The organism is Priestia sp. FW507-14D1A (genome assembly GCF_058781295.1).
Map to the genome: position 1 here is coordinate 556,501 of NZ_JBYSWQ010000002.1, position 12,568 is coordinate 569,068.

10 protein-coding genes are annotated in these 12,568 nt (G+C 40.9%); 2 read left to right on the forward strand and 8 right to left on the reverse strand.

Annotated elements, in window-relative coordinates; all coding sequences use genetic code 11:
* The first annotated feature begins 10 nt into the window (after positions 1 to 10).
* Complete coding sequence (locus tag AC3WJG_RS11240; protein ID WP_337133582.1) at positions 11 to 1,003, forward strand: DUF3231 family protein; 993 nt, start codon at positions 11 to 13, stop codon at positions 1,001 to 1,003.
* 149 nt (positions 1,004 to 1,152) lie between these two features.
* Here AC3WJG_RS11240 and AC3WJG_RS11245 read toward each other — a convergent pair whose 3' ends face one another.
* From AC3WJG_RS11245 to AC3WJG_RS11280, 8 genes are all read right to left on the reverse strand, one after another.
* Positions 1,153 to 1,791 carry an SdpI family protein gene (locus AC3WJG_RS11245; RefSeq protein WP_337133584.1) on the reverse strand — a complete coding sequence of 213 codons (639 nt, stop codon included), beginning with the start codon at positions 1,789 to 1,791 and terminating at the stop codon, positions 1,153 to 1,155.
* Positions 1,792 to 2,055: an autorepressor SdpR family transcription factor gene (locus AC3WJG_RS11250; RefSeq protein ID WP_013082079.1), complete on the reverse strand. Its 264-nt coding sequence runs from the start codon at positions 2,053 to 2,055 to the stop codon at positions 1,792 to 1,794.
* Between the two features lie 105 nt (positions 2,056 to 2,160).
* Complete coding sequence (locus tag AC3WJG_RS11255) at positions 2,161 to 2,334, reverse strand: hypothetical protein (protein WP_029324973.1); 174 nt, start codon at positions 2,332 to 2,334, stop codon at positions 2,161 to 2,163.
* 208 nt (positions 2,335 to 2,542) lie between these two features.
* Positions 2,543 to 5,572, reverse strand: coding sequence for an efflux RND transporter permease subunit (locus AC3WJG_RS11260; RefSeq protein WP_337133587.1), 3,030 nt, complete (start codon positions 5,570 to 5,572; stop codon positions 2,543 to 2,545).
* Positions 5,573 to 5,891: 319 nt separating this feature from the next.
* Entirely contained in the window at positions 5,892 to 7,229 is a 1,338-nt protein-coding gene (locus AC3WJG_RS11265; protein ID WP_098525432.1) for an MFS transporter, read from the reverse strand.
* Between the two features lie 130 nt (positions 7,230 to 7,359).
* The gene (locus tag AC3WJG_RS11270; protein WP_337133589.1) at positions 7,360 to 8,766 is read right to left on the reverse strand and encodes a sodium:solute symporter family protein; all 1,407 of its coding nucleotides are present in this window, start codon (positions 8,764 to 8,766) and stop codon (positions 7,360 to 7,362) included.
* Between the two features lie 63 nt (positions 8,767 to 8,829).
* Positions 8,830 to 10,146, reverse strand: a complete 1,317-nt coding sequence (locus tag AC3WJG_RS11275) for an aspartate aminotransferase family protein (protein ID WP_098333733.1) — start codon at positions 10,144 to 10,146, stop codon at positions 8,830 to 8,832.
* A gap of 73 nt (positions 10,147 to 10,219) precedes the next feature.
* Complete coding sequence (locus tag AC3WJG_RS11280; protein WP_098433511.1) at positions 10,220 to 11,590, reverse strand: sigma-54 interaction domain-containing protein; 1,371 nt, start codon at positions 11,588 to 11,590, stop codon at positions 10,220 to 10,222.
* Positions 11,591 to 11,759: 169 nt separating this feature from the next.
* Between AC3WJG_RS11280 and AC3WJG_RS11285 the strand changes: the two genes are divergently transcribed.
* Positions 11,760 to 12,566 carry a MurR/RpiR family transcriptional regulator gene (locus AC3WJG_RS11285; RefSeq protein ID WP_337133592.1) on the forward strand — a complete coding sequence of 269 codons (807 nt, stop codon included), beginning with the start codon at positions 11,760 to 11,762 and terminating at the stop codon, positions 12,564 to 12,566.
* The last annotated feature ends 2 nt before the right edge of the window (positions 12,567 to 12,568 follow it).

Consider the following 12,568-nt stretch of genomic DNA (forward strand, 5'->3'; position numbering starts at 1 on the left):
GGAAAGCCAATTGAACGCAGAAAGCAAGCGTTTGACTTCGCCTGAAATAACGAGTCTATGCGCGCAGTATCAGCAGGATACGCTGGCGGTTTGTGTAGCGAAACACGTTCTAGCAACGGTAACGGATGCTGAAATTCGGTCGCTGTTTGCCTTTTCGCTAGAGTTATCAAAAAAGCATATTGAGCTGCTGACTGCCATTTTTCATGCCGAACATTTTCCGTTGCCAAACGGATTTACAGATGAAGATGTGGACTTGCACGCACCTCCGCTTTTTACAGACTCGTTTTGGCTCAAGTATCTTCACGACATGACCATTCACGGCTTGGCAGGATACGGCATTTCATTTAGCGTGTCCGTTCGCCGAGATCTTCGAGATTATTATCATCAGTGCAATTTAGATGTGATGGAAGTATATAATCGGTCGCTCGACCTGCTTTTAGCAAAAAATCTTTATGTACCGGCTCCTTATTTTTCAAACCCCAAAAAACAAGAGTCGATCACAGATTTGTCTTACGCTCTTGATTTTGTCGGCAAGCAGCGCCTTTTAAACGCAACGGAAGCTGGGAATATTTATTTTAATTTACGTAAAAGCATGGCAACCAAAGCGCTTTTGATTGCCTTTAAGCAAGTGAGTAAACGAAAAGATGTGCGGAAATTCATGGAGACGGGGCTTGATGTCGCCCACAAGCACATTGAGCTTTATTCTTCCATTATGCACGAGGAAAACCTTCATACGCCTCCGCTTTTGGATAATGAAATCACAACGTCCACGCACGCGCCTTTTTCAGAAAAGCTGATGACGTTTCACGCAGGCGCAATGTTTAAAGTAGCCATTACTTACTACGCAACGGCAATGACCACCAGCATGAGGCTTGATATTGTCGGGCACTGTGAAGCGTGTATTTTACGAGACTTAAAAGTAGCGGGGCGCTGCAGCGAAGTGATGATTAAAAACGGCTGGATTGAAAAGCCGCCTGAAGCAAGTGACCGTAAACAAATGTAAGTTTTTTCATAGCAGCTCTTGACCTGAAACGCGTTTCATACTTTATGCTGTATTTATTCCCATCAGCCGGCGTGACACGAACGGTGGCGTTACGGCTGATATGTTATCCATCAAAAAATCCGGTATATTCACCGGATTTTTTTGGATGCTTACATATTCATTTCTTTTTTATACGCCAAGTACGAATACAGATAAGGAACCGCCACGCACAGAACGATACTGCCCCACAAGATAACTGACTTGTATCCATCAGGTAAAAAAGCGCTAATAAGAATTAGCAGTCCGCCGATAAAAAAGATCTTTCCAGATAAACGATGCGTCTTTTTCCATACGTTTTCATTGCTCAATGTCCACGGTGTACGAATGCCCATAAAATAGTTCGAGCGCACGCGCTGCAAGTAGTTTCCGATAATGATAAAAACGAGTCCAGCCATAATTGGAGCAATGTACGACATCGGCACGTTATAGCCAAGCCCCTGTAAAATAGTGCTCATATTTACAAAAAAGAATAATAGCAGTACGGCGTTTAACAAGATATTATACGTTTTTGAAAAGTACTTATAATTTTCTTTACGCGGGTCAATTCGCGGAACAAATGCGATGATAAAATAAATAAGTACCATGATGCCTACTGTTAAGATCATTGCGTTTATCTTCGTTGCAAATCCGTCTGCTTCTCCATTTGCTCCCCAGTGAATGGGCATCGTAGCTGGAAGATGCGGCAGTGCAATGAGCCAGACAACCAGTGTTAAAAGAGTAATACCTAAAGGAAATACGTGCTTTTTCATTTAACTCTCTCCTTTCTGAAAGCTGAAAAACCAGCCGATTAAATCTTGAAAAACGGTTGTATTTAACGAATAAATCACAAACTGTCCTCTTTTTTCATCTTGAACGAGGTCCGCTTGCTTCAAGATCTTCAAATGATTTGAGATGCTTGGTTTGGTCATATTAAAATACTCGGAAATTTCTCCTGCGGTTAAATCCCGTTCTTTTAGCAGCTCTAAAATCTTTCTGCGAGTAGGATCCGCTAAGGCTTTAAACGTTTCATTCAATTGAAGTTCATCTCCATTATATTTAGGTATTTAGATAATTACCTAAATATTAAACTATAAAATATAATATGTCAATATTTTGAAAATAGAACACTTGCATTTGACTCATTTTTTTGTTTTTTCAAAGCAGTCCATGCATACAAACTGCGCTTCTTGATGTAGGAAAGCTTTAATTTCGGTCATGCCTCTTTTACTTGGATACTTCATCCGCATCCATACTTCTTCATTCGGCTGAATTTCTTTTTGACAAACGGAACATCGCTCTTTTATTCCAAACATACTATCCCTCCATCTCTTTGTATAACTATACGTTTGACTAGCCAAAAGGTTTCATAAAAAAGAGGCTGGAACGTAACCAAATCAATTCTAGCTAGAAGCAACTACAGACATGAAACCTACGTTCATTCTACCAATAAAAAAATCCGAACGATGAATCGTTCGGATCTTCCTTCAACTAAATTACTTATGTTCTAGCCTCTTTTAAATATTATAGCGGCGTTACGTCTTCCTGCTGTTTTTGCTGTATTCTCTGTTTTTTCGATTTTCTGAAATGAAGCAGTTCATATACAACCGGAATGACTACAAGCGTAAGAAGAGTCGCAACGGCTAACCCTCCGATTACAACGACTGCAAGACTTTGAGAAACGAGGCTTCCGCTTTCGCTTTGTTTAAATAAAAGCGGCAGCATCGCACAAATCGTAGCAGCAGACGTCATGACAATTGGACGCATACGCGTAGCCGCTGCTTCAACAATGGCATCGCGCATAATCATTTTCTTTTCATTTTGCTTCACGCGGTCTAATAGTACAATCGCATTCGTTACAACAATACCAATCAGCATCAGGGCTCCAAGTAAAGCCGTTACGTCTACTGGGATACGGCTGATTAATAATCCTAACACGGCACCGATGGCTGCAAGCGGAAGCGAAAATAAAATCGCAAACGGCGTGCGGATTGTTTTAAATGTAATCACCATAATTAAAAACACAATACCAATCGACACGAGCATTGTAATGAACAAGTCAGAGAAGTCTTCTCCTTGCTGAGTGCTTGCTCCGCCGATTACAACGTCAACATCTTTTGAAATCGACAGTCCTTTATTCTTACCGTCTCCAAAAATGGTTGTTTGAATGTCTTTATTAATTTCTGAAAGCTTTTCTGGATTGACATCCGCTGTTACTTGAATATACGGGTCTCCATTTTTATGAAACTGATTTGTCGGCTTTTCAGCTTGCGTTAGCGAAGCCACTTTTGAAACAGGCGACGGTCCTGTCTCTGTCATAATAGAAATATCTTTTAACTCTTTTGGTGATGTTGGATTTAAGACAGATTCAAGAAGTACATTTGCTTGCTTGCCTTCTAAATCTATCGCTCCAATCGGCGTTTTATTCAGCATAACGCCAAGCTGCTGCGCTACTTGCTGCGTATTCGCTTTTGTTGGATCTACGTCTAGAGAGTAAATCGTTTTCTTTTCGTCTTGGTTCGTAGAAACTTTGTCTACTCCTTTTATATCGCTGATTTCTTTCTTAATGCTGCTTGCTGTTTTTTCTAACTTGTTCATGTCGTTTCCAATTACATCAACGGTAATGGAAGTAGTGGACGCTCCCATTAGTGAAGCTGCACTTACGCTAAGATCCCCTCCGTCATAGAGTTTCTTTTGATTTTGAATTCGTTTCATTAGCGAATCAGTGTTTCCACTGTCTTTTACGGTAATCGTATACGTAGCTTCAGTAGGCGAACCAACGTCTCCCCACTTGGCTCCTTCATCCGTATTACCAAGCTGCATATATACCTCTTTTACTTCTTTTTGAGCTAAAATGTAGCGTTCAAGCTGCAGTGATTTTTCTTCTACGGTTTTAATTGGCGTGTTATTTGGATAGCTTAACGTTGTGCCTACAAAGTCAGATGAAGAGTTATCCACCGCTCCTTTAGGCATCATCGTGTATGCGCCAATAGATCCGACAAATAAAAGCAGCGAAAGCAGCAGTACAACCCATTTATGATTAAGCGACCACGTAATAACCTTTGTAAAACGAACCGGCTGCTTGTGCTTGCGAAGTTTTTCATTTTTTAATAATCCTGCACTCATTAACGGTACAACCGTAAGTGCCACAATTAATGAAGACAGCAATGAATACGTCAGCGTTAGAGCAAACGGAAGCATAAAATCCTGAAGCCCTCCGTTTACAAGGCCGATTGGTAAAAAGACAGCTACTGTCGTTAACGTAGAAGCAGTAATAGCAGAACCTACTTCTTTTGTCGCATCAATAATCAGCCCAAGCGAAAACTTTTCTTTTTGCATTTTCCGGAAGATGTTTTCAATAACAACGATACTATCATCTACCAATCTCCCAATCGCTACCGCTACTCCTCCAAGCGTTAAAATATTGAGCGTAACGCCTGATTTGGATAATAGGAAAAGCGTAAAGCAAAGCGATAGCGGAATAGATACAATTGTGATAAACGTAGAGCGAACGCTGCGTAAAAACAGCATGATTACAATAGTCGCAAAAAGTGCGCCCAGCAACACTTCTTTCATCATGGAATGGACAGAATTTTGTACGCTGTCCCCTGTTGCAAAAAATACAGAAGCATTCACATTGTTATAGTCTTTGTTAATTTGCTGAGACAGTTTTTTTACTTCTTTTGTAATGCTAACGGCGTTTGAGTGACTGTCTTTTGTCACAATAAGTAAAAGTGCATCTTTTCCGTTAATATGCGTCACGACGCCTTCAGGCTTTTTCACTTCTACTTTTGCAAGGTCGCCCAGCGCTACATTCGGTGCAACCGGCAGCTTTTTCACTTTATCCAAGCTGTCAATTTTACCTGTTACGTTGATGTTGCTCGACTTGTTATTAATGACTTTTTCTCCCACTGCAAGCGACGTGTTTTTTCCTTCTAACACGCTGATGACTTTATCAATGGTTACGTTCTTTTGTGACAATTTTTTATTATCAACTTTAATAGACACGTAGGAATCCGCTGTTCCATACGTTTGAACACTTGCAATGCCTTTAATGTCTTTATATTTAGGGATCAGTTTTTTCTCCGCAAGATCCAGATTGTCTCTTGTTAATCCTTCTTTAAATGTGAGTGAAATATCTGCGATGGGAATCATAGAGGTATTTAATTGAATAACATTAGGCTTTGATACGCTGGCTGGAAGCTGCACCGAAGACAGTGCTTCTTGGACGTTTGTTTTTGCTTCTTTCATATCCGTTTTGGATTCAAATGAAAGATCGATTTTAGAATAGCCGTCTCCCGTCGTCGAATACACGTTGCTTTTTCCTTTAACACCGGCTACCGCTTCTTCAATCGGTGACGTCACTTGTTTTTCCATGGAGTCTGCATCCGTTCCTTGCCCCATAACTACTACTGATACTTGAGGCTGATCAGCGGTCGGCAGGAATTCCATCGGAAGTGTAAAATAACTAATGACTCCTAAAGCTAAAATTAAAATAGACATAATGGTGATAGCCGCTTTATTTTTGAACGACCATTTGGTGAGCCAAGACATGAAATTTCCCCTTTCACTTTTTCGTACAAACTTAGCCAAACATTTCTAAAATATGCTAAATAACCACTAAATTATACCTAATGTTCCTTACCATTTAAAGACTTATTTTTGTAAAAAGTCCCATTATTTGAACGAGATTATTTATGGATAATATAAGCAGCTCCTTTACAGCACAAAAAAAGACGCCGATACCCGGCGTCCCACATGTAGTAAGTGAAAGAAGAAGAAGAATATGCCTACGATTTTCCAGGCAATTCTATGACCTTATTTGGTTTCTTCCCGTTTTTTTATGAAATAAACATATTTAGCATAAATTCCCTCAACTAGCAGCTCGGCTGTGCTTTGATTCCGTATCGTTTTGAATTTTTAAGGAAGTCAATAAAGCCACGATGCTTCCTGCAAAGCCAAATAAAAACAAGTGATGAATGCCTGCCATGAAGCTTCCGCCTGAAGTCAGCAACGCACCCATAATGGTAACGCCGATGGCTGTTCCCATGTTTCTGCAAAACATAAAAAATGAAGTTGAAATACCTCTTTCATGTCCTCCTACTAATTGCTGTACACCAATGACGCCAACCGTAGAAAGCAGTCCAAACGATAGTCCTTGGACAATCATGACGCAAAACACATAAAAGAAGCCGTGACTTTCATTTAGCATCAGCAGCAGTGTTCCAGAGCCAACCAGCAGCACATTTCCGATTAACAACAGCTTTCTATAGCCGTGTTTTAAAATCCATTTACCTGCTGGCACAGATACAGACATCCACCCGACCGCCGTTCCTAACAGCGCAACTCCGCTCATAAACAGTGACAGATGCGCTACTCGCTGTAAAAATAACGGAATGTAGCTTGACGTTCCGAATAAAGCCACCGTTCCAATAAACGCATTAATATTAATCCATGACAGCGTTTTGTTTTGGAACATGGACAGCGGTACAATTGGTGAAGTATGTTTTCGTTCATGTAGATAAAAAATCACTAATAAAATAAGTCCCGCGACTGTATACACAACTCGGTTTTGTTCCACTACCGTAACGAGCAGCAGTGATGTAACGCCCGCTCCAAACAAGATAGCACCGATGTAATCGACTTTTGCTCGTTTCGGCTTATAGCTTTCTTGATAGGGCATTAATGTCAGAAATGAAACAATACATACGGGTAAATTAATAAAGAAAATCCATCTCCACGTTAAATAATCCACAAAAAAAGCGCCTAAAAGCGGAGCTAATACAGCTGATAATCCCCACATCGTTGTAAAGAGCGCCTGAATCTTCCCTCGTTTCTCGACGGGAAATAAGTCTCCGGCAATAATAGCGGGAAACGCCACCATAAACCCGGCTCCTATTCCTTGGACCGCACGGAAAAGAACAAGCTGAATCATCGTATTCGCCACGCCGCAAAGCATCGAACCAATTAAAAAAGCAATAATTCCAAACCCAAATACTTTTTTGCGGCCAAATAAATCCGATAATCTTCCTGCTACCGGAGATAAAATCGTACTTGCAATCATGTACGAAGCAAACGACCACGCGTACAAATCAAACCTTCCAAGCTCTTTTGCAATAACGGGCATCGTCGTATTCATAATCGTTGAATCAAGCGAAGCCACTAGCATTGCCAGCACAATACTAACCATTACAGACGTTCTGCTTTTCATGTAACAATCTCCTTATCCCTATAATCTGAGCGTCTAGTGTACTCCTCCTTGCCGTTTGTTGTCTATACTTATGCATACAAAATACTAAAAAGCTTCTCACTTTACTATGAGAAGCTTTTTACCCCCTTATTCACATATCTTCTTGAACCTTTTCTTGATCAGACAGTTCTTTGTTTCGAGCCATAACCGCAAATCCAGCCATTACAATGATGCTGCTTGAAATTCCGTATAGGATTGGCGTGGTAGAAGAAAGTCCTTCAATCAATAGACCTCCAAGTACTACTAGCGTACTGACAACAATCGCTGAAACTCCTGCTTTTGGATGAATGTCTTTCCAAAACAGCGACACAACAAATGGAACAAAAATCGCTCCTGATAAAATGGCATACGCAACATCTAAAGCAACAAGCACGTCTTGAATCCAAAGAGCAAAGATAATAGCAAGCACACCAACAATAAGCGTATTCACGCGCGTTAAAATTAAATAATTTTTCTCTGAAATATTTTTAAGCCACACTTTTTTAATGATATCATTACTAATCAGCGTAGAAGACGCAAGCAGCGTTCCTGAAGCAGTTGACATCAGCGCCGAACAAACGCCTGCCAGCACGAGACCTAATAACCCTTGAGGCAGAATTTGAATCGCAAGCGTTGCAAATATGCTTTGACTGCTTTCTGCGTTTGGCAGCAGCAAATATGCACACATTCCAATTACGCTTCCGGCAACCGCGTAGGCAATGCTGTACACGCCTGCAAAAATGGAGCCGTTTCGGGCGATTTTTTCTGTTCGCGCCGTAAATACCCGCTGCCAAATATCTTGAGAAACTGCCATACCAAGCGTATACAAGAGGAAATACTGAAAGATTTGACCGTATCCAATGGATGAAAAATCAAAATAAGATGATGGCAAATCTCCGGCAAGGGCTCTGAAACCTCCTGCTTCTGATACACTCATCGGAAGCATAAATCCAAAAATCGCCACCGTCATCACAACAAATTGAATAATATCAGTAACCGTTACGCTCCACATTCCGCCTAAAATCGTATAGAACAAAACAATCGAACCGCCAATTAACATCGATGCCGTCATACTCCATCCGAGCAGCGCATGAATGATCGTTCCCATTCCAATCACTTGAGTGACTGATACCATGAGTGTATAAATAGCTGCAACAACGGCGCTGATAATTTGCGCTTGAGCGTTATATCTTTTTCCTAGCAGTTCGCTGATAGTCGTCACTTTCAACGACGAAATCCGCTTAATAAAAATCGTGCCAAGCGTAATAATCCCAAGTCCAATCATCGTCACAAACCAAATGCCAGACAGCCCGTGCTCATAGCCAAGCTGAGCCGTTCCAATCGTCGACGCTCCGCCTAAAATAACGGCAGACAAACACCCTAAATACATGAACATCCCTAAGTTTCGTCCCGCTAAAATAAAATCTTCTGATGACTTTGCTTTTAACGAGCCAATAATACCAGCTACAACCAATACGCCAAAATAGACAAACATAACCGTCATATCCAGTCCGTTCATAACAGATTCCTCCTTATTGTGGGTCAATCTATCTTTCATTGAAACAAAGAGCTTCCTAAAGCTTTAGATCACGTGAAGACTTGTGATTTCTGTCAATGCTTCATCTAATACCCGAAGCCCGGCATCAATTTCTTCTTTTGTAATCGTTAAAGGAGGAATCATTCGAATCACTTCTCCGCTATTTCCGCAAAGGTAAAACAGCACTCCTTTTTCCAAACATTTGTCTAAAATCTCAAGAAGAAGATTTCCGTCACCTTGCTTTGTTTTTGGATTAATAATTTCAATTCCAATCATTAGTCCTACTGAACGAATACTTCCGATAACTTCATGCTTCGCTTTTAAATGCTGAAGCTGATCCGCTGCATATTTCCCCATTGCTTTTGAGTTTTCAATCAGCTTTTCTTCTTTTAATACGTCCAGAGTCGCAAGTGCTGCTGAACAAGCAATAGGATTGCCTCCAAAAGTTGTTCCGTGTGTACCAATCGGCCACTTTTCCATTAACTGTTTGGAAGCTACGGTCGCACTTAACGGAAGTCCTGATGCTATGCCTTTTGCGATTGCCATAATGTCAGGCGTCACGTCAAACGTTTGAGCTGCAAACCACTCGCCGGTCCGTCCAAATCCGGTTTGCACTTCGTCAAAAATAAGCAGAATGCCGTGTCTGTCACACACTTCTCTTATTTTTTGCAGCCACGCTTTCGGAGGGATCACGTAGCCGCCTTCTCCAAGAACCGGCTCTACAATCATGCACGCTACTTCTTCCGGCGTGACTTGATGCTTAAACAAAGTGGCAAAATCTCTTTCCAGCTTTTCCACGCAGTAGATTTCCGGATCTTCTCCTTTTGGACACTGAGTCGCGTCTGCATAAGGCACTTGATACGTTAAGCCCGATGGTTGAAGAAATTTCCGGTATTTGCTTTTTGATGTTGTCACACTAAGCGCTCCGAGAGAACGGCCGTGAAAGCAGCCCATAAACGAAACCGTATAAGGTCTTTGCGTAACGTACTTTGCCAGTTTTAACGCTCCTTCAATTGCTTCGGTTCCGCTGTTGGCAAAGAAAAAGCAGTCCAACCCTCTTGGCAATACTGTTTTTAATTCTTCAGCAAGCTGTAAAATAGATTCGTACATAATCACACCCGACGGGCCGTGCATAAGATGATCAACGCTTTCTTTAATCGCTTGTACAACTTTAGGGTGACGATGACCTGTATTCGCTGTTGCAATACCTGATGTAAAATCTAAATACGTTTTTCCGTCAGCTCCGTAGTAGTAGCAGCCTTCTGCTTTTACCACGGGTAAATTAGGATGATCTTTCGCCATGCTTGGTGCTAGTAAATCGGGTAAACTGTTCATTAACTGTGTAAGTGATGCCTGCGTCATCTGACTTCCTCCTCGCAATCTATCAAGTAATGTGTTTGTACTTGTTTTACATGCAAAGAGCGTGCCAAAGACGTTAAAAAACGGAATGTTTTTTTAATTTTCTAACAACTGAAGGCTGACTGATTCCAAGTGCTTCCCCTATTTCTGTTGTCGTTTTATACTGTTTTTTTGCTTTTACTAATATCTCTTTTTCCAGCTCGTTTAACGCGTCATTAAGCTTCATTTCCCCATGTTCTTCAACGTTTTGAATCCGTTTTTTTCTATGCAGAGAATGCGGCAAATGCTCCATTGTAATCAGCGTTTGCGAAGACACAACTACGGCGTGTTCAATCACATTAATTAACTCTCGTACGTTCCCTTTCCACTCGTGGGAAAGCAGTGCGTGAATAACCGCATTATCAAACGTTCTTTTTCGGTTGTATTTCTTTTCAAACTGCTCGACAAAATGTGTGAGCAGCGGAAAAATATCTTCAGGGCGCTCGTTCAAAGATGGAATGGTAATCGGTACGACGCTTAAACGAAAATATAAATCTTCTCGAAATTCTTTTTCAGCAACGGCTTTTTCTAGATCTTTGTTCGTCGCTGCAATTAAGCGAAAGTCCACGGTTTTAGGCTTTCTTCCTCCAACGGAATAAAACTGTTTTTCTTGAATGAGCTTTAAGATTTTTACTTGATGCGCCGGTGACAGTTCTCCCACTTCATCTAAAAAAAGCGTACCTCCATCTGCTAATTCGACCAGTCCCACCTTCCCATTTTTAGATGCACCGGTAAAAGCACCCGCTTCGTAGCCAAACAGTTCAGCCTCAAATAAATGATCTGGAATCGCCCCGCAGTTCACTTCAATAAACGGCCCTTTGCTTCTTGTACTTTTGTTATGTATCAGCTTGGCTAAGTGCGTTTTTCCTACTCCGGACTGCCCTAAAAGTAAAATATTTACGTCTACATTCGACACGTGAACCGCCGTACGAAGAACGTGCTGCATCTTTTCGCTGTTGCATACAATTCCTTCTGTTGATAGATTTTGGTTCCTCAGCAGCATAAGCTCGCTTTTTACACGCTGCATTTCGCCTTCCATCGCATCAAGATATGTTTTCATTTCCATAAGCTCCGTCACATCATGAGAATAGCTGACGATTCTTTTAATCTCTCCTTTTTCATCTTTGACAGGAATGCCCGTAACGAGCACTTGCTTGCCTTGTTTAGTTGTTTGTACAAGCGTAATTTTCTTCTTTGTTTCAAGCACAATTGGCGTGACGATTGGCGTAAACAACCCTTGTTTTTCAAGTTCATAAACAGACTTTCCCAGCAGTTTTTCAGCTTTTACATCGTAAATGTTTCCCGTTCCTTCATGTATTCGGACGATGATGCCTTTTTCATCCGTGACAAGCAAATCATCTTTTAATGAATGAAGGATCCACTGATTTTCATTCCACTCTGAATTCATGTATGCTCCCTGCTTTCTATTCATTTTTGAATAAAATACAATTCGTTTTTGAATAATCAATTTATTATATCACGAGGACTTCTTTTTATTTTGAAACAGCGATTGAAATGAAGTTAAAAATGCATTAATATATTTTTATGAAGTTATAACTTCTTTTTTAGGAGGCTATATGAATCCATCATTTCAAGAATTAATTAAACATAAATTCCCTGACCTTTCTCGCGGTCAAAAAAAAGTAGCGGAGTTTCTCGTTAATTTCACGGAAAAAGGCTCGCTGTACACGGCTGGGCAAATTGGCAAAGAAGCAGGTGTCAGTGAAACAACCGTTATTCGTCTAGCTTACGCACTTGGATTAAATGGTTTTTCCGATTTGCAGGAGCTAATGCGAAAAGAATGGCTTTCTTCTGCCGAATCAAAAGAAGCAGCTAGCAAGCCTGCAGCTGTTTCGGCAGTGGAAGAAAAGAAAATCTTCGATGAATGGCTCTCTCCAGTTGACGAAAAAGAATTATCTCAAGCTGTAGAGGCGCTTATCAAAAGTGATCAAGTGTATATTGCGGGTTTCCGCGAATCTCATACGGCAGCCTACTGGCTGTATTATAAAATGAATCAACTTCGCAATCATGTTCTTTTATCTTTTCCAACAGGATTTTTGCTTGAAACGCTATGCAATCTTACTAGTGAATCTGCTGTTGTTGTATTTTCACTGCCGCGCTATACAAAAGAAGCGCTTGAAGTAGCGCAGCAGGCTAAAAAACAAGGAGCGAAAGTAATTGCCATTACAGACCGCCGTTTGTCTCCGGTAGGTCAAATCGCTGATATCACGCTTTTAGCCGGAACAACCGAACATATTTTATCGCTTCTTGCCCTATCTCAAATTGTCATTAGCAGTATGCAAAAAAGCGATGAAAAAACGGCTGGAAAACGACAAGAACACTTGGAAAAGCTCTATGCCGAGCAGGGCATCTTTTTAGAATAGAT